General features: G+C 58.6%; 22 protein-coding genes and 1 pseudogene. 20 read left to right on the forward strand and 3 right to left on the reverse strand.

Translation table 11 applies throughout. The features are described 5' to 3' along the window. Positions 1–23 precede the first annotated feature (23 nt). The 4 genes and pseudogenes from ACXPVS_RS09570 to ACXPVS_RS09585 all read left to right on the forward strand — a co-directional run bounded on the left by ACXPVS_RS09570 (position 24) and on the right by ACXPVS_RS09585 (position 2,990). A complete protein-coding gene (locus tag ACXPVS_RS09570; protein ID WP_458509703.1) occupies positions 24–395 on the forward strand; it encodes a glutathione S-transferase N-terminal domain-containing protein in 372 nt (123 codons plus the stop codon). Positions 396–579: 184 nt separating this feature from the next. Continuing rightward, positions 580–672, forward strand: a pseudogene (locus ACXPVS_RS09575) (MarR family transcriptional regulator); the annotation flags it as partial. Between the two features lie 262 nt (positions 673–934). Next, entirely contained in the window at positions 935–2,284 is a 1,350-nt protein-coding gene (locus ACXPVS_RS09580) for an NCS2 family permease (protein ID WP_458509704.1), read from the forward strand. 79 nt (positions 2,285–2,363) lie between these two features. Next, entirely contained in the window at positions 2,364–2,990 is a 627-nt protein-coding gene (locus tag ACXPVS_RS09585) for a LysE family translocator (RefSeq protein ID WP_458509705.1), read from the forward strand. A gap of 127 nt (positions 2,991–3,117) precedes the next feature. Here ACXPVS_RS09585 and uraH read toward each other — a convergent pair whose 3' ends face one another. Beyond that, positions 3,118–3,471 carry a hydroxyisourate hydrolase gene (gene uraH, locus ACXPVS_RS09590; RefSeq protein ID WP_111449004.1) on the reverse strand — a complete coding sequence of 118 codons (354 nt, stop codon included), beginning with the start codon at positions 3,469–3,471 and terminating at the stop codon, positions 3,118–3,120. A 433-nt stretch (positions 3,472–3,904) separates the two neighbouring features. Here uraH and puuE point away from each other — a divergent pair, with 433 nt between their 5' ends. From puuE to ACXPVS_RS09630, 8 genes are all read left to right on the forward strand, one after another. Continuing rightward, positions 3,905–4,831: an allantoinase PuuE gene (puuE, locus tag ACXPVS_RS09595; protein ID WP_458509706.1), complete on the forward strand. Its 927-nt coding sequence runs from the start codon at positions 3,905–3,907 to the stop codon at positions 4,829–4,831. After that, positions 4,828–5,343 carry a 2-oxo-4-hydroxy-4-carboxy-5-ureidoimidazoline decarboxylase gene (gene uraD, locus ACXPVS_RS09600; protein WP_458509707.1) on the forward strand — a complete coding sequence of 172 codons (516 nt, stop codon included), beginning with the start codon at positions 4,828–4,830 and terminating at the stop codon, positions 5,341–5,343. The genes puuE and uraD overlap by 4 nt, the downstream gene beginning before the upstream one ends. Positions 5,344–5,434: 91 nt before the next feature. Then, positions 5,435–6,430 (forward strand): allantoicase, encoded by a 996-nt coding sequence (gene alc / locus ACXPVS_RS09605; RefSeq protein WP_458509708.1) that lies wholly within the window; start codon positions 5,435–5,437, stop codon positions 6,428–6,430. Positions 6,431–6,483: 53 nt separating this feature from the next. After that, positions 6,484–6,987: an ureidoglycolate lyase gene (locus ACXPVS_RS09610; RefSeq protein WP_458509709.1), complete on the forward strand. Its 504-nt coding sequence runs from the start codon at positions 6,484–6,486 to the stop codon at positions 6,985–6,987. 50 nt (positions 6,988–7,037) lie between these two features. Beyond that, positions 7,038–8,330 (forward strand): urate hydroxylase PuuD, encoded by a 1,293-nt coding sequence (locus tag ACXPVS_RS09615; protein ID WP_458509710.1) that lies wholly within the window; start codon positions 7,038–7,040, stop codon positions 8,328–8,330. Positions 8,331–8,469: 139 nt separating this feature from the next. Next, the gene (locus ACXPVS_RS09620) at positions 8,470–9,828 is read left to right on the forward strand and encodes a nucleobase:cation symporter-2 family protein (RefSeq protein WP_458509711.1); all 1,359 of its coding nucleotides are present in this window, start codon (positions 8,470–8,472) and stop codon (positions 9,826–9,828) included. A 94-nt stretch (positions 9,829–9,922) separates the two neighbouring features. Then, entirely contained in the window at positions 9,923–10,708 is a 786-nt protein-coding gene (locus ACXPVS_RS09625) for an outer membrane protein OmpK (protein WP_458509712.1), read from the forward strand. A gap of 375 nt (positions 10,709–11,083) precedes the next feature. Further along, entirely contained in the window at positions 11,084–11,869 is a 786-nt protein-coding gene (locus ACXPVS_RS09630) for an outer membrane protein OmpK (RefSeq protein ID WP_458509713.1), read from the forward strand. Positions 11,870–11,978: 109 nt separating this feature from the next. On the opposite strand, the gene ACXPVS_RS09635 is transcribed toward ACXPVS_RS09630, so the two are convergent. Together ACXPVS_RS09635 and ACXPVS_RS09640 are read right to left on the reverse strand one after the other, a co-directional pair. Beyond that, positions 11,979–13,151 (reverse strand): patatin-like phospholipase family protein, encoded by a 1,173-nt coding sequence (locus ACXPVS_RS09635; RefSeq protein WP_458509714.1) that lies wholly within the window; start codon positions 13,149–13,151, stop codon positions 11,979–11,981. A gap of 34 nt (positions 13,152–13,185) precedes the next feature. Then, complete coding sequence (locus ACXPVS_RS09640; protein WP_458509715.1) at positions 13,186–14,118, reverse strand: lipid A biosynthesis lauroyl acyltransferase; 933 nt, start codon at positions 14,116–14,118, stop codon at positions 13,186–13,188. A gap of 118 nt (positions 14,119–14,236) precedes the next feature. Here ACXPVS_RS09640 and minC point away from each other — a divergent pair, with 118 nt between their 5' ends. The 8 genes from minC to ACXPVS_RS09680 all read left to right on the forward strand — a co-directional run bounded on the left by minC (position 14,237) and on the right by ACXPVS_RS09680 (position 21,895). Continuing rightward, on the forward strand, positions 14,237–14,974 hold the full coding sequence (gene minC, locus ACXPVS_RS09645; RefSeq protein ID WP_458509716.1) for a septum site-determining protein MinC: 738 nt from the start codon (positions 14,237–14,239) through the stop codon (positions 14,972–14,974). Between the two features lie 201 nt (positions 14,975–15,175). Then, the gene (gene minD, locus ACXPVS_RS09650) at positions 15,176–15,988 is read left to right on the forward strand and encodes a septum site-determining protein MinD (RefSeq protein ID WP_458509717.1); all 813 of its coding nucleotides are present in this window, start codon (positions 15,176–15,178) and stop codon (positions 15,986–15,988) included. Beyond that, the gene (minE, locus tag ACXPVS_RS09655) at positions 15,988–16,242 is read left to right on the forward strand and encodes a cell division topological specificity factor MinE (RefSeq protein ID WP_007898843.1); all 255 of its coding nucleotides are present in this window, start codon (positions 15,988–15,990) and stop codon (positions 16,240–16,242) included. Before minD ends, minE begins: the two co-directional genes overlap by 1 nt. Positions 16,243–16,333: 91 nt before the next feature. Next, the gene (locus tag ACXPVS_RS09660; RefSeq protein ID WP_458509718.1) at positions 16,334–16,969 is read left to right on the forward strand and encodes an RluA family pseudouridine synthase; all 636 of its coding nucleotides are present in this window, start codon (positions 16,334–16,336) and stop codon (positions 16,967–16,969) included. 146 nt (positions 16,970–17,115) lie between these two features. Next, positions 17,116–17,958, forward strand: coding sequence for a hypothetical protein (locus tag ACXPVS_RS09665; RefSeq protein WP_458509719.1), 843 nt, complete (start codon positions 17,116–17,118; stop codon positions 17,956–17,958). A 106-nt stretch (positions 17,959–18,064) separates the two neighbouring features. Next, a complete protein-coding gene (locus ACXPVS_RS09670; RefSeq protein WP_458509720.1) occupies positions 18,065–19,354 on the forward strand; it encodes a M18 family aminopeptidase in 1,290 nt (429 codons plus the stop codon). Between the two features lie 133 nt (positions 19,355–19,487). Then, positions 19,488–19,664 (forward strand): hypothetical protein, encoded by a 177-nt coding sequence (locus tag ACXPVS_RS09675; RefSeq protein ID WP_458509721.1) that lies wholly within the window; start codon positions 19,488–19,490, stop codon positions 19,662–19,664. A 77-nt stretch (positions 19,665–19,741) separates the two neighbouring features. Beyond that, positions 19,742–21,895 (forward strand): mechanosensitive ion channel family protein, encoded by a 2,154-nt coding sequence (locus ACXPVS_RS09680; protein WP_458509722.1) that lies wholly within the window; start codon positions 19,742–19,744, stop codon positions 21,893–21,895. Positions 21,896–21,947: the final 52 nt, after the last annotated feature.

The raw sequence follows: 21,947 nt of genomic DNA on the forward strand, positions 1-21,947 counted from the left end.
CTTGCCCCTGTGAGGCTTATACCGTGTTCGTAAAAGCGCTTCGTGTCGGCCTAGGCCAACTGATCATCTTCATCGACTTCATTACTCGCCCCGGCAAAAAACAGCGCCCGGCCGAAGTTCAGGCTCAGGTCAACGCTGCTGCCAAGGGCCTGACCCTGTATCAGTTCCACGCCTGCCCGTTCTGCGTGAAAACCCGCCGCACCCTGCGCCGCTTGAACGTGCCGGTGGCGTTGCGCGACGCCAAGAACAACGAACAGGATCGCCAGGCCCTGCTGGATCAGGGCGGCAAGATCAAGGTTCCGTGCCTGCGCATCGAAGAGAATGGCCAGACTACCTGGATGTATGAATCCAAGGTGATCATCGATTATCTGGACAAGCGGTTTGCCGCCGCCTGAAGCCGTACAGATTTCGGATAAACATAAACCGGCCCATTGGCCGGTTTATTTGTTTTTGCACCCTTAGCACCAGCAGCGTCAAGCCGCTTTTGCCGCCAGGGCTTGACGCAGCACTGCTGCCAGCCTTTTGAGCCCTTCGCCCAGCGGCGCCGGTTCGATGTGATTGCTGCCGGGTTCGGCGGACGAGCGGGTATTTGCCGAGTCAGGTGAGACGGCAGTGAATGGGTGGCTGGCGGTGACCTTGGCGCGGAGTAAAACCCAGGCCTTTCCACGCTGATCGTCGGACGCAGAGCGCCCATGGCTGCATTTCCACGCAGAGGGTGAGAACGATCGTTTATAGCCGATATATCCTGATCAACAAACTTTTCGTCTACAAAAGCAAAAACATTATTTGCTTTATTTGTATACAAAAGCATAATCCACTTCGTGCGAGTTCTTGACCAAAAGGTCAGCAAATTCACAAGTACCTCAAAGGGTCGCTGCCACCCTCATGGGTCCGGCCCTGGAAATAACAATAAAACTCTTGAGGAGTATTCGCTGTGGAAAGCCGCAAATCCGAAGCCCCGACGCTGGAACTCTCGCCGCCATTACGCAATGGCTGGCTGGAGCGCATCTTCAAACTCAGCTTGCATGGCACCACGGTGAAGACCGAGTTGATTGCCGGTCTGACAACCTTTATCACCATGGCCTACATCATCTTCGTCAACCCCAACATCATGGCCGACGCCGGGATCGATCACGGTGCCGCGTTCGTCGCCACCTGCATCGCCGCCGCGCTGGGTTGCCTGTTGATGGGCCTGTACGCCAACTGGCCGGTCGGCCTGGCGCCGGGCATGGGCCTCAACGCCTTCTTCACTTACACCGTGGTCGGCACCATGGGTTACAACTGGGAAACCGCCCTTGGCGCAGTGTTTGTTTCCGGTGTGTTGTTCATGTTTCTGACTTTTTCCCGGATCCGCGAATGGCTGCTCAATAGCATCCCGGTGAGTTTGCGCTTTGCCATGGGTGCCGGCGTGGGCTTGTTCCTGGGACTGATCGGCTTGAAAACCGCGGGCATCGTGGTCGACAGCCCCGCCACCCTGATCAAACTCGGCTCCCTGCGCGAACCTGGTCCGCTGCTGGCCGCCATCTGCTTCCTGATGATCGCCGTACTCAGCTACCACAAAGTGTTCGGCGCGATCCTCATCAGCATCATCACCGTCACCCTGGCGGGTTGGGGCCTGGGCCTGGTGCACTACGAGGGCATCATGTCCGCCCCGCCGAGCCTGGCACCGACCTGGATGGCCATGGATATCGCCGGCGTGTTCAACGTCAGCATGATCAGCGTGGTGCTGGCCTTCCTCTTCGTGCACATGTTTGACACCGCCGGCACCCTGATGGGCGTCGCCCAGCGCGCCGGCCTGGTAAACGCGGATGGCAAGATCGAAAACCTCTCCCGCGCCCTGAAAGCCGACAGTGCTTCCAGCGTATTCGGTGCGGTGGTCGGTGTTCCGCCGGTCACCAGCTACGTGGAAAGTGCCGCGGGCGTAGCCGCTGGTGGTCGGACGGGCCTTACTGCAGTGACGGTCGGTGTGCTATTTATTGCCGCAATGTTTTTCGCACCGCTGGCCGGCATGATCCCTGCCTACGCAACCGCCGGCGCGCTGATTTATGTGGCGATGCTGATGATGGGCGGCATGGCGCACATCGAATGGGACGAAGCGACTGACAGCATTCCGGCGATCATTACTGCGATCATGATGCCCCTGACCTTCTCGGTCGCCGACGGCATCGCGCTGGGCTTTATCACGTATGTGGTGCTGAAGGCTTTCACCGGTAAGCACAAGGAAATTTCCGTCAGCCTGTGGGTACTTTGCGCGATCTTCATCGCCAAGTTCATTTTCTTGTAAGCCGTCTACGTTTCAAAAACAGTGTTTCAAAACAGCCTCACCCCGCCGGGTGAGGCTTTTGTGCAAATGGAGGAAAGTGATGAGTCTGGAAACCTGGCTGCTGTTCAGCGGCGCTGCGCTGGTGGTAATCCTGATCCCGGGGCCACTGTCTTTGCTGATGATCAGCAACAGTCTGAATTACGGTTTGCGTCGTTCTTACCCGGCGTTTCTGGGAGGCGTGATTGCGTCGATCTGCTTGCTCAGTGCGTCGGCGCTGGGTTTGGGCGCCTTGTTGCTGGCGTCAGAACAGCTGTTCAGCGCGCTGAAGATTGTCGGTGCGCTGTACCTGTTCTACCTGGCCTGGCAGAGCTGGCAGCAATCGCGTCAGCCCTCCCACGGCGCTGAAGTACCCCAGACTGCGCCAGTGCCACGCTTTCGCGCACTGTTCGGGCGCGCGTTTATGTTGGGCGCCAGCAACCCGAAAGACATTCTGTTCTTCGCCGCTTTCCTCCCGCAGTTCCTCAGTGCCGAGCAGTCGTTCCTGCCGCAGTTACTGGTGATGATTGCGACCTGGACCGTGCTGGATTTGCTGTGCAAGTTGGCCTATGGGTTGGGTGCCAATGGTGCGGCGCGGTATCTGCGCAGCGGTAAGGGTCAGAGCTGGTTTAACCGGGTAAGTGCGGGGTTGTTCAGCGGTGCCGGTGCTGCGTCTCTGTTGAGCCGCTAAAGAGCAAACGCTTGCGCGCGATGGCGTCATCACACACACCACACTTCTGACAGATAAAAAAAAGCCCGCAGTGTGAGCGGGCAAAAGACCAAAGAAGCTATATGCGCAGGATTTTGGGGGGAAAGTCCTAGCTTCCTCTGTAGGTCGAATAGCTGTACGGCGAAATCAGCAACGGCACGTGGTAGTGATCCTGTTCCGCAGAGATGCCAAAACGCAGCACCACCACATCCAGGAATGCGGGTTCCGGCAGCTGAACGCCACGGGCGCGGTAGTAATCGCCCGCATGAAACTGAACCTGATAGACCCCGGAACGGTAGTCATCGCCCTGCAGCAGCGGTGCATCGACCCGGCCGTCGCTGTTAGTGACTGCGGTGGCCACCAATTCCAGCTGCGAACCTTCAACGCGATACAACTCGACCTTGATCGAGCTGCCTGGGCAACCATGTGCAGCGTCTAAAACGTGAGTAGTCAAACGTCCCATTGATTCTGCGCGCCTGCCTGCGTGGAGCAGTCAGACCTCGCGCCTCCCGAAGTCAGTTGAAAAGGAGACCGCACCGATTCGGAGCACGAAACGCTGCGGCGAGCGACTAATTAAGACACTTTCCATAAAAATTGTACACAATAAAAACAACATATTTATCGCTATACCCGTCATCAAGAGACTCCCGCCGAATCTGCCGCCGAGCCATAGGTCCAGAGGACCTTCCATCCATTAGCTGACCCATCAGGCAGGTTTCTTGCAATAACATGTGAAGATGACAGTCAGTGAAAAATGCAAAAAAACAGGCTTACAAAGTAGATATAAAGTTGTATACAATCAGCCCATCGCTGTGACGCCAGCCTGTCATCAAACCGCCAGGCCGCCACACAACCCTGACCTTGAACAAGTCGAACGAAGAAGAAGGAAGACTGCAGTGAGCGCTGACTACCCACGCGACCTGATCGGTTACGGCAGTAACCCTCCTCACCCACACTGGCCGGGCAATGCCCGCATCGCCTTGTCCTTCGTGCTCAATTACGAAGAAGGCGGCGAGCGCAATATCCTGCACGGCGATAAAGAATCCGAAGCCTTCCTTTCGGAAATGGTCTCGGCGCAGCCGCTGCAAGGCGCGCGCAACATGAGCATGGAGTCCCTTTACGAGTATGGCAGCCGTGCCGGCGTCTGGCGGATTCTGAAACTGTTCAAGGAATTCGACATTCCGCTGACCATCTTCGCCGTGGCCATGGCCGCCCAGCGTCACCCGGACGTGATCCGCGCGATGGTCGATGCCGGCCACGAGATCTGCAGCCACGGCTATCGCTGGATCGACTACCAGTACATGGACGAAGCGCAGGAACGCGAGCACATGCTTGAAGCGATCCGCGTCCTCACCGAAATTACCGGTGAGCGCCCACTGGGCTGGTACACCGGCCGCACCGGTCCGAACACTCGCCGACTGGTGATGGAAGAAGGCGGTTTCCTTTATGACTGTGACACCTACGACGACGACCTGCCCTACTGGGAACCGAACAACCCGACCGGCAAGCCGCACCTGGTGATTCCGTACACCCTGGACACCAACGACATGCGCTTCACCCAGGTCCAGGGTTTCAACAAGGGCGACGATTTCTTTGAATACCTCAAAGACGCGTTCGACGTGCTTTACGCTGAAGGCGCCGACGCACCGAAGATGTTGTCGATCGGCCTGCACTGTCGTCTGATCGGCCGTCCAGCGCGCCTGGCCTCGCTCAAACGCTTTATCGAATACGCTAAAAGTCATGAACAGGTGTGGTTCAGCCGTCGCGTCGACATCGCTCGCCACTGGCACCAAACCCACCCATATCAAGGGGCCGCAAAATGAGCCACTTCCAAACCCTGAAGCCGTCGGCCCTGAGCCGCGACGCGTTTGTCGCCGCTTTCGCCGACATCTACGAGCATTCGCCATGGGTGGCCGAGAAGGCCTTCGACCTGGGCCAGGACCGTTCGATCGACGAGATCGAAACCCTGCATCAGCGCATGAGCGACATCCTGTTGAGCGCCGATCACGAAAGCCAATTGGCACTGATCAACGCTCACCCGGACCTGGCCGGCAAAGCCGCCGTTCAGGGCGAACTGACCGAAGCCAGCACGAATGAACAGGCTGGCGCCGGTATTCACCAATGCTCGATCGATGAGTTTCAACGCTTCACCGAGCTGAACGACGCCTACAAAGCCAAGTTCAAGTTTCCCTTCATCATGGCGGTAAAAGGCAGCAACCGGCATCAGATCCTCGCGGCGTTCGAAACGCGCATTCATAACTCGCAAGACACCGAGTTCAAATGCGCGCTGGCGCAGATCAACCAAATCGCCCTGTTCCGATTACTGACCCTATAGCGAGCCTTGCCCGAGCGACATTGAAGAACGCATACATTGCCCAGGGCACTGCAAGCATCCCAAGCCAACTAATTAAAGGCAGACAAGAAGAATGAAAGCTTACGCCGTACCTTTCGAGAAGTTCGTCAACCTGGCCGACGCCCGCCTGGGCACCAAAATCATCTCGGTCACCGATGACTGGTTCGCTGATGCCGACCGCCTGTTCCAGCCGACCCCGGCTGTGTGGAAGGAGGGCGTGTTCGATGACAACGGCAAGTGGATGGACGGCTGGGAGTCGCGCCGCAAGCGCTTCGAAGGCTACGACAGCGCCGTGATCCGCCTGGGCGTACCGGGTTCGATCAAAGGCGTAGACATCGACACTTCATTCTTCACCGGCAACTTCCCGCCGTCGGCCTCTCTGGAAGCGTGCTTCCTGGCCTCGGGCGAGCCGGACGAGAACACTCAGTGGACTGAAGTGCTGTCCGCCGTCGAGCTGCAAGGCAACAACCACCACTATCACGAAATCAACAACGACCAGGCGTTCAGCCACCTGCGCTTCAACATCTACCCGGATGGTGGCGTGGCCCGTCTGCGTGTTTACGGTATTCCGTTCCGCGACTGGTCCGCTGTGGGCGACAACGAGCAAGTTGATCTGGCAGCAGCCCTGAACGGTGGCCGCGCCCTTGCCTGCTCCGACGAACACTTCGGTCGCATGAGCAACATCCTCAACCCGGGCCGTGGCATCAACATGGGCGACGGCTGGGAGACTGCACGTCGCCGTACGCCGGGCAATGACTGGGTCATTGTCGCGCTGGGCCATGCCGGCGAAATCGAGAAAGTCATCGTCGACACGCTGCACTTCAAGGGCAACTACCCGGACACGTGCTCGATCCAGGGCGCGTTCGTGAAGGGCGGCACCGACAGCCAGATCGAAACCCAATCATTGTTCTGGCGCGAATTGCTGCCGGCGCAGAAACTGGAAATGCACGCCGAACACACCTTCGCCGAGCAGATCAAGGCGCTGGGCCCGATCACCCACATACGCCTGAATGTGTTCCCGGACGGTGGTGTTAGCCGCCTGCGCGTTCTCGGCAAGGTCGCTAAATAAGCGCGCGATGGCGTCAGAACAGACAACAACGAATTCAAGGTAAGAAGACCAGCATGCGCACATTGACGATTGAACCGCTGACCAAAGAAGCCTTCGCCCCTTTCGGTGACGTGATCGAAACCGACGGCAGCGATCACTTCATGATCAACAACGGTTCGACCATGCGTTTTCATAAACTGGCGACGGTGCAAACCGCCACGCCAGAGGACAACGCGATCATCAGCATCTTCCGCGCCGACGCACAGGACATGCCGCTGACCGTCAGCATGCTGGAGCGTCACCCGCTGGGCAGCCAGGCTTTCATTCCGCTGCTCGGCAACCCTTTTCTGATCGTGGTCGCGCCACTTGGCGATGAACCTGTATCAGGCTTGGTCCGCGCCTTCGTCTCCAACGGCAGGCAGGGCATTAATTACCATCGCGGCGTTTGGCACCATCCGGTGCTGACGATCGAAAAGCGGGATGACTTCCTGGTGGTTGATCGCAGTGGCACAGGCAATAACTGCGATGAGCATTTTTTCAAAGAGGATGAGCGTTTGATCCTTGCCCCCCACCAATAAGAGAAGGTCTGATCACTCGACAACAGAGTGACAGGCGAGAGGTAAAGACTGTGGAAGCACATCTGTTGGAATGGCTGAACCTGAGCGTACGCTGGGTTCACATGATTACTGGCGTGGCCTGGATCGGCGCGTCGTTCTATTTCGTCTGGCTGGAAAACAACCTCAACCGGGTCAACCCGAAAAATGGTTTGGCAGGCGATTTGTGGGCGATCCACGGCGGCGGTATCTACCACCTGGAAAAATACAAACTGGCTCCACCGACCATGCCGGACAACCTGCACTGGTTCAAATGGGAAGCCTATTTCACCTGGCTGTCGGGGGTCGCGCTGCTGTGCGTGGTGTTCTACTCCAACCCGACGCTGTACCTGCTGGCACCGGGCAGCAGCCTGACCGGCCCTGAAGGAGTCGCACTGGGCATTGCCTCGTTGTTCGTCGGCTGGTTCGTCTACTCCTTCCTCTGCGACTCGGCACTGGGCAAACGCCCTGCCCTGCTAGGCGCAATCCTGTTCGTGCTGATCATTGGCGCCGCTTACGGCTTCAGCAAAGTGTTCAGTGGTCGCGGTGCGTACCTGCACGTCGGCGCGATCATCGGCACCATCATGGTCGGTAACGTGTTCCGCATCATCATGCCGGCGCAACGCGCACTGGTTGCTGCGATTGCCGAGAACCGCACGCCCGATCCGGCGCTGCCGGCCAAAGGCCTGCTGCGTTCGCGTCACAACAACTACTTCACCTTGCCGGTGCTGTTCATCATGATCAGCAACCACTTCCCGAGCACCTACGGCAGCCAATACAACTGGCTGATCCTGGCCGGGATCGCGGTGCTGGCGGTGTTGGTGCGTCACTACTTCAACACCCGCCATGACAGCCACAAATTTGCCTGGACCCTGCCCGTTGCGGCAGTGGGCATGATCTGCCTGGCTTACGTGACTGGCCCGGCGCAGATGTCCAGCGCACCTGAAGTGGCCAAGGCGCCTGGCACCATCGAGTACCAGCCGTTGCCGGAAACTGCCCTCGGTGGCGATGTGAAACCTGAAGCTGCGAAACCTGCCGCGGCACCGGCTCAGGCGTCCAACGCCGGCCCCGGTTTCGACAAAGTTCACAGTGTGATCCAGGAGCGTTGCGCGGTTTGCCATTCTGCCAAACCGACCAGCCCGCTGTTCAGTGCTGCACCGGCTGGCGTGATGTTCGATACCCCCGAGCAGATCCGTCAGAACGCTGCACGCATCCAGGCTCAAGCCGTCACCAGCCAGATCATGCCACTGGGCAACATCACCCAGATGACCCAGCAGGAACGTGACCTGATCGGTGCCTGGATTGTTCAGGGAGCCCCGACCAACTAAGTAGTTGAAAGCTGCGCGAGCAGGCTCGCTCACACAGGGTTCCACTCAGTCCTGTGGGAGCGGGCTTGCCCGCGAATGGCCGCACGGCGGTCAACCTGATGCACAAAATCACAAGAATAAAAAAGATCCGAGGTGTTGCATGTCCGAGCTATCCGAAGCGCGCATCCCCGACGCACCCGCCATTCAGCGTTTACCCCTTTTGCAACTGATCCTGGTCGGCCTGCAACACGTTCTGCTGATGTACGGCGGAGCCATCGCGGTGCCGCTGATCATCGGACAGGCCGCCGGCCTGAGTCGTGAAGAAATTGCCTTTTTGATCAACGCCGACCTGCTGGTCGCCGGCATCGCCACCATCGTGCAATCGCTGGGCATCGGCCCGATGGGCATCCGTATGCCGGTGATGATGGGCGCCAGCTTCGCCGCAGTCGGCAGCATGGTCGCCATGGCCGGCATGCCCGGGATCGGCCTGCAAGGGATCTTCGGCGCAACCATCGCCGCCGGTTTTTTCGGCATGATCATCGCCCCATTCATGTCCAAAGTCGTACGCTTATTCCCGCCGCTGGTGACCGGCACGGTCATCACCTCCATCGGTTTGTCGCTGTTCCCCGTGGCCGTCAACTGGGCGGGTGGCGGTGCAGAGGCGGCTCAGTTCGGCTCACCGATTTACCTGGCCATCGCCGCACTGGTGCTGGCAACCATTCTGCTGGTCCACCGCTTCATGCGTGGTTTCTGGGTCAACATTTCCGTGCTGATCGGCATGTGCCTGGGTTACGTGATCTGCGGCCTGATCGGTATGGTTGACCTGAGCGGCATGGCCCAGGCGCCGTGGCTGCAATTCGTGACCCCGCTGCATTTCGGCATGCCGAAGTTCGAACTCGCACCGATCCTTTCCATGTGCCTGGTGGTGGTGATCATCTTCGTCGAGTCCACCGGGATGTTCCTGGCGCTGGGCAAAATCACCGGTCAGGACGTCTGCCCACGGATGCTGCGTCGCGGTTTGTTGTGTGATGCCGGCGCCTCGTTCTTCGCCGGTTTCTTCAACACCTTTACCCACTCCTCTTTCGCGCAGAACATCGGCCTGGTGCAGATGACTGGCGTACGTTGCCGTTCGGTGACCATCGTCGCCGGCGGTTTGCTGGTGGTGTTGAGTTTGCTGCCGAAAGCAGCATTTCTGGTGGCATCGATTCCACCCGCCGTACTGGGCGGCGCGGCGATTGCAATGTTCGGGATGGTCGCCGCCACCGGCATCAAGATTCTTCAGGACGCCGACATCGGTGACCGTCGCAACCAGTTGCTGGTGGCGGTGAGCATCGGCATGGGGCTGATCCCGGTGGTCCGTCCGGAGTTCTTCGCTCACCTTCCGATGTGGATGAGCCCGATTACCCACAGCGGAATCGCCATGGCCACGCTCAGTGCGCTGTCGCTGAACCTGCTGTTCAACATCCTCGGCGGCGCCGAACGCGCGGCCATCAATGACTGCCACGCTCACCCGCATTAACACGCTAAAACCACAAAATCTGTGGGAGCTGGCCTGCTCCCGCAGGTCAGCGGCTACCTGCGCCTCAAACAATAAAAACAAGAGGGAGCAACAGATGATTCGCGCACAGACAAACATGCTGTTAGGCGGTGGTCTATTGGCCGCCAGTCAGGCCATGGCCGGCGATTTACTGCTGTGGCAGACCAACAGCCTGAGCTATCTGTATGGCAAAGATTTCGCAGTCAACCCGTCGATCCAGCAGACGATAACCTTTGAGCACGCTGACCGCTGGAAGTACGGCGACAACTTCCTGTTCGTCGACAGCACTTACTACAACGGCGAGAAAGACCGGAACAAAGGCGTTCACGCCTATTACGGCGAGTTCAGTCCGCGCCTGTCTTTCGGTAAAATTCTCGACCGCCGTTTCGAGTTCGGCCCGATCAAGGACATCTTGCTGGCCATGACCTACGAGAATGGCGAAGACGACACTGAGGCCTATCTGATCGGCCCCGGTTTCGACCTCGCGGTACCGGGCTTCAATTTTTTCACCCTGAACGTCTACTATCGCCAGACCGAAGGCTCGCGTCCCGGCGACGATGTCTGGCAGATCACGCCCGCCTGGTCCTACACCCTGCCATTGGGCAACTCGAACCTGCTGATCGACGGCTACATCGACTGGGTCGTGGATAACGACCAGAACTCACATGGCACCTACCACGCCAACCTGCACTTGAACCCGCAGATCAAATATGACCTGGGGAAGGCCTTGGGCTGGCGCGAGAAACAGGTGTACGCCGGCGTCGAATACAGCTACTGGAAAGACAAATACGGCATCGAAAACAACGCCAACCTCGACACGAATGAGAACACCACCAGCCTGCTGGTGAAGGTGCATTTCTAGATGATCCGCAACCATGCTCCAAACCTGTTGTCGGTGCGCTGTTGCGGGGCACTTGAGACCTGGCCAAGGAGTCAGTATTCTCCGCGGCCGCCCGAATCGGGTCTAAAAAAAAGCCCGAATTTAATTCCTGACCAGAAAGCCAACTTACCCCGGCGCTGGACGGTACCAAGGCACTCCAAAACCACGCTCAATCGACGGCTCTTGAGCCGCCGAACGGGTGCTTTTTGGCTTGTCAAACGCCTTGGCTCAGCTCTTGCTCGCAGCACTGAAGCTGACCGATTGGATGATTTTTTACGGCGAAAGAAAAAGGCGCCACACCAGAGCGCCGACCTTAGAAAAATAACCTGAAACCACCTACTTTTTGGGAGCAACCGAATGAAACGTACGTGCACTAGCCTGATGCTGGCGGGATCGTTGCTGGCAGGGGGCCAGGCCATGGCCGGCGACTTGCTGCAATGGCAGAACAACAGTCTGACCTACCTGTATGGCAAGGACTTCCAGGTCAACCCGCGCATTCAGCAGACGGTGACCTTCGAACACGCCGATGGCTGGAAATACGGCGACAACTTCATGTTCGTCGACAAGATCTTCTACAACGGCAAGGAAGATTCCTTCGCCGGTGAGAACACCTATTACGGTGAAATCAGCCCGCGCCTTTCGTTCGGCAAGATCTTCGACCAAAAGCTCGAATTCGGCCCGATCAAAGACGTACTGCTAGCCATGACTTACGAGTTCGGTGAAAACGATACCGAGTCCTACCTGATCGGTCCCGGTTTCGACCTGGCGATCCCGGGCTTCGACTACTTCCAGCTGAACTTCTACAACCGTCATACCGAAGGCGACCGCCCAGGTGACAATATCTGGCAGGTCACTCCGGTCTGGTCCTACACCATCCCGGTGGGCGATTCGAACATCCTGATCGACGGTTTCATGGACTGGGTGGTCGACAACGACGTCAACAAAAAAGGCGAATACCACGCCAACCTGCACTTCAATCCACAGGTCAAATACGACTTGGGCAAGGCGCTGAGCCTTGGCGAAAAACAGTTATACGTTGGCGTCGAGTATGACTACTGGAAAAACAAGTACGGTATTGAAGACAGCCAGGGCTTCAAAACCGATCAGAGCGTAACCAGCTTCCTGGTCAAGGTTCACTTCTGATCCGGCAGCGACTGTAAGAACGTCTTCGCGAGCAGGCTCGCGCCCACGTTGGAATGCATTTCAACTGAGGGCTCGAACCTGCTCGCGAATGGCCGCAACACAATAAATCTCAAGCCGCAACCACAGGCTCCGCCAACCCGAGAAATCGGCACAACTCCCCGCGCTTGGCCAGCGCATCCCGGCGCCCCAAATCAATCAACTCGCTGCAATACCCCGCCTCGAACAGCAGATAACTCAGCACTCCAGCCCCGCTCGTCCTGGTCGCCCCCGGCCCGCGCAGAAACAGACGCAGCGCCGCCGGCAACTCCTGCCGATGCCGCGCCGCAATCTCATCGATTGGCTGACTCGGCGAAATCACCAGCACCTCTACCGGCGCCACACCCAGCGCACGCGTCGGCGTGCCATCGGGCAGCAGATGACTGAACTGATTGAGCCGCTGCAGCAACTCGATGTCGCTTTCCAGGTTGTCAATGAACGTGCTGTTGAGCATGTGCCCACCGATCTGTGCCAGGCTCGGCTGCTGGCCGGTGTAGGCGCGTTGCAGCGGTTGTTCCGGGTCGACGCCGCGGGGGTTGCCACTGACGCCCACCACCAGCACTCGGCTGGCGCCCAGGTGCAGCGCCGGGCTGATCGGTGCCGACTGACGTACCGCGCCGTCGCCGAAATACTCTTCACCGATTTTCACTGGCGCAAACAACAGCGGAATGGCTGAACTGGCGAGCAAGTGATCGACAGTCAATTGAGTGGGGATGCCGATTCGCCGATGGCGCAACCAGGCATTAATGGTGCCGCTGCCCTGATAAAAGGTCACCGCCTGACCGGACTCGTAGCCGAACGCGGTCACCGCAATCGCTTGCAATTGCTTCTGTGCAATGGCCTCGGCAATCCCGCTCATCTGCAGTTTGTCGTCGAGCAATCCGCGCAGCGGCGAACTGTTGAGCAAAGCCACCGGCACCTGAGCGCCAATCCCGAGCAAACTGTGGCTGACAAAACGACTGGCTTGGTGGATCACGCCCGGCCAGTCACTGCGCAGCACCAGATGACTGCGAAAGCCCTGCCAGAAGGCTGTCAGACGTTGAACCGCACCACGAAAATCCATCGCCCCACTGGCAAGGCTGACCGCGTTGATTGCGCCGGCCGAGGTGCCAACGATCACCGGAAACGGATTGCTCGCGCCGACCGGCAACAGCTCGGCAATCGCCGCCAGTACACCGACCTGATAGGCCGCCCGAGCCCCGCCGCCGGAAAGAATCAACCCTGTAACCGGTTCAGCAGGACTCATCGCAACACTCCATGGAGCTTATAAGGACGGTGGTTCAACCGCGTTTTGCGTACAGCTTTGGCTCACCCGGGGGACGGCTCTTGAAGCGACGATGAGCCCAAAGGTATTGCTCCGGACATTCCTGCAGGACGCCTTCGATCCACTGGTTGATCCGCCGGCAATCGGCTTCTTCGGTTTCGCCGGGGAAACCCTCGAGCGGCGCATGAATCACCAGTCGATACCCGCTGCCGTCCGCCAGACGTTCCTGAGTGAACGGCACCACCAGCGCCTTGCCCAACCGCGCAAACTTGCTGGTGGCGGTGACGGTCGCGGCCTGAATCCCGAACAGCGGCACGAAGATACTTTGCTTGGCGCCATAGTCCTGATCCGGTGCGTACCAGATTGCCCGGCCTGCGCGCAGCAATTTGAGCATGCCGCGCACGTCGTCGCGCTCCACCGCCAACGAATCGACGTTGTGCCGCTCGCGCCCCATGCGCTGGACGTAGTCGAACAACGGATTTTTGTGTTCGCGGTACATGCCATCAATGGTGTGCTGCTGGCCGAGCAACGCCGCGCCGATTTCCAGCGTGGTGAAATGAACGGCCATCAGGATCACGCCTTTGCCGTCACGCTGGGCTTTTTTCAGATGCTCCAGCCCTTCGACATGGGCCAGCTTCGCCAGACGCCCCCGCGACCACCACCAGCTCATGGCCATCTCGAAGAACGCGATGCCCGTTGACGCGAAGTTTGCCTTGAGCAGGCGCTTGCGCTCGGCAGCGGTTTTTTCAGGGAAACACAGTTCCAGATTGCGCTTGGCAATGCGCCGTCTGTCGCCCGCTACTCGATACATCAATGCACCCAGGGCGCGACCGATCGACAGCAACGCCGGATACGGCAACTGCACAATCAGCCACAACAGCCCCAAGCCACACCACAGCGGCCAGAAACGTGGAGAAAGAAATGCTGTTCGAAAACGCGGGCGATCCATTAAAGGTTCCGGAAAGACAATGGCCGCGCATTCTACATCGTTCGACCCGGCTTGCGGCTCGCGGGCGTTCTCGTTATAAGTCTCGGCACTTTTAGTGACAAGTCGTTGTATGCCGACCATGAGCCAAACCGAACCGCTAGACCAAGATCCCGTGTTCCAGCTGAAGGGCAGCATGCTCGCCATTACGGTGCTGGAACTGGCCCGTAACGACCTCGAGAACCTCGATCGTCAACTGGCCGCCAAGGTCGCCCAGGCGCCTAACTTCTTCAGTAATGCGCCACTGGTATTGGCCCTGGACAAACTCCCGGCCAGCGAAGGTGCAGTCGATCTGCCCGGCCTGATGCGCATCTGCCGCCAGCACGGCCTGCGCACCCTGGCGATCCGTGCCAGTCGCATTGAAGACATCGCCGCAGCCATCGCGGTCGACCTGCCGGTGCTGCCACCGTCCGGCGCCCGTGAGCGTCCGCTGGACCCGTTCGAAGGCCACGTCACGAAAAAACCGGAAAAACCGCCGGAGCCGACGATCAAGCCAACGAAGATCATCACCTCGCCCGTACGTGGTGGGCAGCAGATTTATGCCCAGGGTTGCGATCTGGTTGTGATCTCGTCGGTCAGCCCGGGTGCGGAACTTCTTGCCGACGGGAACATCCATGTATACGGCCCGATGCGTGGTCGAGTGTTGGCCGGCGTCAAAGGCGACACCAAAGCCAGGATTTTCTGTCAGCAAATGAGCGCTGAACTGGTCTCCATCGCAGGCCACTACAAGGTTTCGGAGGATCTGCGTCGCGATCCTTTGTGGGGCGCGGGCGTACAGGTCAGCCTGTCGGGCGATGTGTTGAACATCATTCGGCTTTAACGGATACTGCCGCATTTTCCAAACATCTCTAAAACGTAGCGAAAACGGCTCAAACGAAGTAGGAAAAAGGCCATTAGCAGTGTTTACCCGAGGTAAGCGCCGTTCTGGACCGAACTCCAGCCAAGGCTGTCCGACTGCAGTAGTTTTTCTAGAGATGTTTTTCAGGGGCTAAATGTCCTTTTTCCTTAGGGGTGAAACACCTTGGCCAAGATTCTCGTGGTTACATCCGGCAAGGGTGGTGTGGGTAAGACCACCACCAGTGCTGCTATCGGTACCGGCCTCGCACTGCGCGGTCACAAAACAGTTATCGTCGACTTCGACGTCGGCTTGCGTAACCTCGACCTGATCATGGGTTGCGAGCGCCGCGTGGTGTATGACTTCGTCAACGTAGTGAACGGCGAAGCCAATCTGCAACAAGCCCTGATTAAAGACAAACGCCTGGAAAACCTCTACGTATTGGCCGCCAGTCAGACCCGCGACAAAGACGCGCTGACCGTGGAAGGCGTGGAAAAAGTGTTGATGGCGCTGAAAGAAGACTTTGAATACGTGGTCTGCGACTCTCCGGCCGGTATCGAAAAAGGCGCCCACCTGGCCATGTACTTCGCAGACGAAGCGATTATCGTGACCAACCCGGAAGTGTCCTCGGTTCGTGACTCGGACCGCATGCTCGGCCTGCTGGCCAGCAAATCGCGCCGCGCTGAAAAAGGCGAAGAGGCGATCAAGGAACACCTGCTGCTGACCCGCTACAACCCACAACGAGTCAGTGACGGCGAGATGCTCGGCGTCGAAGACGTCAAAGAGATTCTGGCGGTCGCCCTGCTGGGTGTCATTCCGGAATCCCAAGCGGTACTCAAAGCTTCCAACTCGGGCGTGCCAGTCATTCTCGACGACCAGAGCGATGCCGGCCAGGCATACAGCGATGCTGTCGATCGTCTGCTGGGCAAAACCGTGGAGCATCGTTTTCTCGATGTAACGAAGAAGGGATTCTTCGAGCGCCTGTTTGGAGGTAAATAATGAATCTTTTTGACTTCTTTCGTGCCAGCAAAAAGGTCAGCACCGCGTCGGTAGCGAAAGAGCGTCTGCAGATCATCGTGGCGCACGAACGCGGCCAACGCAGTACACCGGACTACCTGCCAGCCTTGCAGAAGGAATTGGTCGAGGTCATCCGCAAGTACGTCAATATCGGGTCCGATGACGTGCACGTCGCTCTGGAAAACCAGGGCAGCTGCTCGATTCTGGAACTCAATATCACCCTGCCAGACCGCTGAGGCGGGCCGGCTGGAGCCACGGCGGCTCAGGTCCCTTCTGTCAATGGAAGGAGCCTGAGCCGCCGTTGGCGTTTGTTACGAGGCTGTTTTAATGCCGCTGTCCAATATCCGCATCATCCATCAGGACGCCGCCGTACTGGTGGTGAACAAACCGACCCTGCTGCTCTCTGTCCCTGGCCGGGCTGACGACAACAAGGATTGCCTGATTACCCGCCTGCAAGATAACGGCTACCCGGAAGCGCGAATCGTCCATCGTCTGGACTGGGAAACCTCCGGCATTATTCTGTTGGCCCGTGACCCGGACACGCATCGCGAGCTGTCTCGGCAATTTCACGACCGCGAAACCGAAAAGGCCTACACCGCCCTGTGCTGGGGACAACCGGAACTGGACAGTGGCAGCATCGATCTGCCCTTGCGCTACGACCCGCCGACCAAGCCACGCCATGTGGTGGACCATGAATTCGGCAAACATGCCCTGACCTTCTGGCGAGTCCTGGAGCGTTGCGGCGAATGGTGTCGTGTCGAATTGACGCCGATCACCGGCCGCTCCCACCAGTTGCGTGTGCACATGCTTTCCATCGGCCACCCACTGCTGGGTGACGGCCTGTATGCCCACGAGCAAGCACTGGCCGCCTGGCCACGACTATGTTTGCACGCGAGCATGCTCAGCTTCACTCACCCGCAAAGCGGCGAACGCTTGCGCTTCGAGTGCCCTGCGCCTTTTTAAGCATCCGCCGAACCCAAAAAAGCCCTTCGATCGAAGGGCTTTTTATTTCCTGTTACAAATAGACGTGAAAATGGCGTGAAAATATTGTCATTAATTTGTAATGAAACGTAAAATGCCAGCACTTTGATACTAGGCAGGATGCCCGCGTGCTCAGCAACAAGACACTCCAAAACGAATACCCCTTCACCTTCTGCCTTTTCAACACCACGCTGCACCTTAGCGAGCAGCCTTCAGCCGAAGCACAACAGGCACTCGAACAACTCATACACACACGACGTGCCAGCAAGCTCACCCGTGCGAGTGCGCCGCTGGCCTCTGGCGATACACCGCTGTTTGCCAAGGTCCAGCCGCTGGATACTTTGAAGGCAAAAGTGCGCGTGACCTTCGGCAAACCACAGCGCAACGGCCGATTCGACTGGCCGCTGGAAGAGCTGATCAACACGCTGGAAGCGCAACGCCGTGGTGTACAAATGCCGCCGCTGCAAGGGTTCGGTTACACCAAGGACCGACTGGGCCTGACCCAGGAATATTTCATTATCACGCGCCTGCTCGACGACCATATTGATGGTGTGCAATGGCTTAAGCGCAACCCGGACAATGTCGAAACATTCATTCTCGATGCCTTCGAATTGTTGAGCTCCTTGGCGCGCAAAAACATTACGCACATGGATTTCTGGGCCGGCAACATCATGATCCCGCAAACACCGCAGACTCCGCTCAAAGCCATCGACTTTGAAAACTGCTTTGCCGGGCAGACAAACCATCTAAGCGAAACCCTCGGCTTTCAATTGGGCTTCTTCTATCGCCGGGACATCTACAAGCTCATCACCGAAGCCTCTTATGACCGACTGGTGGACGAATACATTCGACAGATTCCGGGCATCTCGAAGGAAAAATTCAACGAGGTATACCACGCGAGCAAACATGAATATGTGGGCCGCAAGCAACGTCGCGAAGTGTTCCTCAATGGCAAGCTGGTCACCGGCTGACTCATCCTCTTCGCCAATCGCCAGCCGGGGCACGTTGAACGGCATTGCCTCTGCAATGCCGTGAGCCAATACGTTAAACTTGCGCCATTGCTGTCTGGAGCTACTTATGCGCGAAGAGTTGAACCAAGGCCTGATCGATTTCCTCAAGGCCTCCCCTACCCCGTTCCATGCCACCGCCAGCCTTGCTCAGCGCCTGGAAGCGGCAGGCTATCAACGCCTTGACGAGCGCGAGCCATGGGCCACAGAAGCCAACGGTCGCTACTACGTCACCCGTAACGACTCGTCGATCGTCGCGTTCAAGATGGGCCGTCATTCGCCCCTTCACGGCGGTATTCGCCTGGTTGGCGCGCACACCGACAGCCCGTGCCTGCGGGTCAAACCCCAGCCGGAACTGCAACGCCAGGGCTTCTGGCAACTGGGCGTCGAAGTCTATGGCGGCGCACTGCTGGCGCCATGGTTCGACCGCGACCTGTCCCTGGCCGGCCGCGTGACCTTCCGCCGTGACGGCAAGGTCGAGAGCCAGTTGGTCGACTTCAAGGCGCCGATCGCCATCATCCCGAACCTGGCCATTCACCTGAACCGTGAAGCCAACATGGGCTGGGCGATCAACGCCCAGACCGAACTGCCGCCGATCCTTGCGCAATTTGCCGGTGACGAGCGCGTGGACTTCCGCGCCGTGCTCACTGATCAGCTCGCCCGCGAACATGGCTTGAACGCCGACGTGGTGCTCGACTATGAGCTGAGCTTCTACGACACCCAAAGTGCTGCGGTCATCGGCCTGCATGGCGACTTCATTGCCGGGGCGCGCCTGGACAACCTGCTGTCGTGCTACGCCGGCCTGCAAGCCTTGCTGACCACCGAAACCGACGAAACCTGCGTGCTGGTCTGCAACGATCACGAAGAAGTCGGTTCCTGCTCGGCCTGCGGCGCCGACGGCCCGATGCTGGAGCAGACGCTACGTCGCCTGCTGCCTGAAGGCGATGAGTTCGTGCGCACCATTCAGAAATCCCTGCTGGTCTCGGCTGACAACGCCCACGGCGTGCACCCCAACTACGCCGACAAGCACGACGCCAATCACGGCCCGAAACTCAACGCCGGCCCGGTGATCAAGGTCAACAGCAACCAGCGCTACGCCACCAACAGCGAAACCGCCGGGTTCTTCCGCCACCTGTGCATGGCCGAAGAAGTGCCGGTACAGAGCTTCGTGGTGCGCAGCGACATGGGTTGCGGCTCGACCATCGGCCCGATCACCGCCAGCCACCTGGGCGTGCGCACCGTGGACATCGGCCTGCCAACCTTCGCCATGCACTCGATCCGTGAACTGTGCGGCAGCCAGGATCTGGCGCACCTGGTCAAAGTGCTGAGCGCGTTTTACGCCTGCCGCGAGCTGCCGTAACCGTGTAGGAGCATGCCTTGCAGCGATGGCAATCTTAAGGGCGCCATCGCTGGCAAACCATACTCCGTGTTCACCACCGGCCGCCCAAAAGCCACCTAGACTTTAACTACCCCTTTCGACAAGGCAGTCGCTCATGATCTCGTTATCTTCGTTCCACGCCATGCTAATTCCGATTCTTGCCGGGATGATAATGCTGGCAATCGGCTTCAATTTTCGCGACAAAAACATCGGCGTGTTCGCGATGTGGATCGGCATGTTGACGATCCTCGCCACCGTGATTTTCAAGATCCTCGCCAAACTCAACGAATAAATCCTCCCCCTGGCTCGCATTGGTTTTGACGGGCTCGTACACTCGGTCAATCCGCTCATCCCGAGGTTGACCGCCTAGTGTTCGCTCGTCTTTTTGCCCTGCCGTGTTTATTTCTTGTCTGCCTCATGACGCTGCTGCCGATGGCACCTGCCCAAGCGGTCGGCTTGCCAAGCCTGCTCAACAGCTCGGCAAAACAGCCCGAGGCGCAAGAGCCCTTGGAACAATCCCTGGACGAAGTCATCAAGTCGCTGGAGAACGATCAGCAACGCGGCAAACTGCTGACGGATTTGAAGAAACTGCGCGATGTCACAAAAAAGGCTCAGCCCGTCACCGAAGAAGGCGTCCTGGGGCTGATCGGCGGTACCCTGGCCAGTTTCGAAAAACAGTTTTCAGGCGCGGACAGTCCTCTCACTCGCTGGTCCGACGAATTCAAACTGGCTGAGGATGAACTGACAACGCTGGTGCTGCCGGTCAATGAATGGCTGCCGATCATCCTCGCCTTTGCCATGATCCTGATGGTCTGGAGCTTGCTGGCCGCGACGCTGATCTGGATCAGCCACCGGGTGCGGATGCGCTTCGGTCTGACCGAAGAACTGCCGCAGCACCCCAAGGCTCTGGACATGTTGCGCTTCGCCCTGCGCAAGCTAGGGCCGTGGCTGATTGCTTTGGTCATGACGGTCTACATGACCTACGCCCTGCCCTCGTCACTGGGAAAAAGCCTGGCGATGGTGCTGGCTTATGCGCTGGTGGTTGGCACCTGTTTTTCGGCCATCTGCGTGATCGCCTTTTCGCTGCTCGACGGTCCACACCGCCACCGCGCCTTGTACATCCTGCGACATCAAGCCTTTCGACCGCTGTGGCTGATCGGCAGTTTCGCCGCCTTCGGTGAAGCCCTGAACGATCCGCGACTGGTCCAAAGCCTTGGCATTCATCTGGCGCACACCGCCGCGACGGTCGCTAACGTACTGGCGGCATTGTCCACGGGGCTGTTCATCCTGCGGTTCCGTCGTCCCATCGCCCACTTGATCCGCAACCAACCGCTGTCACGGCGCCTGACTCGCCGGGCCCTCAGCGACACGATCGAGATTCTCGGGACCTTCTGGTACATGCCGGCGCTGGTGCTGGTGGCTATTTCGCTGTTCGCCACGTTCGTCTCGGCCGGCGATACCAGCACCGCGCTGCGTCAGTCGCTGATCTGCACCGTGCTGCTGGTGTTGTGCATGGTCATCAACGGCCTGGTGCGCCGCCATTCACTCAAACCACAGCGCAGCGTGAAGCGTCATGCACTGTATTCGGATCGCCTGAAAAGCTTCTTCTACACACTCGCCCACTTGGGGGTGTGGCTGGCGTTCATCGAACTCGGACTGCGGGTCTGGGGCATGTCGCTGATCCGCTTCACCGAGGGTGAAGGCCATGAAGTCAGCGTCAAACTATTCAGCCTCGCCGGCACGCTGATTGTTGCCTGGCTGACCTGGATTCTCAGTGACACTGCCGTGCACCACGCCCTCACCCGCTCGCGCAAAGGCCTGGCAAATGCCCGCGCGCAGACAATGATGCCGCTGATCCGCAACGTGTTGTTCGTGGCGATTTTCATCATTGCGCTGATCGTCGCCCTCGCGAACATGGGCATGAACGTCACACCATTGCTGGCCGGTGCCGGCGTGATCGGTCTGGCCATCGGTTTCGGTGCACAGTCGCTGGTGGCGGACCTGATCACCGGGCTGTTCATCATCATCGAAGACTCGCTGGCCATCGACGACTACGTCGACGTCGGCGGCCACCTGGGCACCGTCGAAGGGCTGACCATTCGTACCGTGCGCCTGCGGGACATTGACGGCATCGTCCACACCATTCCGTTCAGCGAAATCAAAAGCATCAAGAACTACTCCCGGGAATTCGGCTACGCAATTTTCCGGGTGGCGATACCTTTCAACATGGACATCGATAACGCGATCAAACTGATGCGCGACGTCGGCCAGAAGATGCGCGCCGACCCACTGCAACGGCGCAACATCTGGTCGCCACTGGAGATTCAGGGTGTCGAGAGTTTCGAGTCAGGCAACGCGATTCTGCGTGCCCGGTTCAAGACCGCACCGATCAAGCAATGGGAAGTGTCTCGAGCGTTCAACCTGTCACTTAAGCGACACCTGGACGAAGCCGGGCTCGATCTGGCGACGCCACGCATGAGCGTGCAAGTGATCACGGCGGGTGGCGGCCAAGTGCAGGAGTAGCACTTAACTGCGACGCTCAGGTCATAAGCCCTGAAGCCAAAAAACAATAACC

It is taken from the genome of Pseudomonas sp. Ma2-10 (assembly GCF_054330215.1).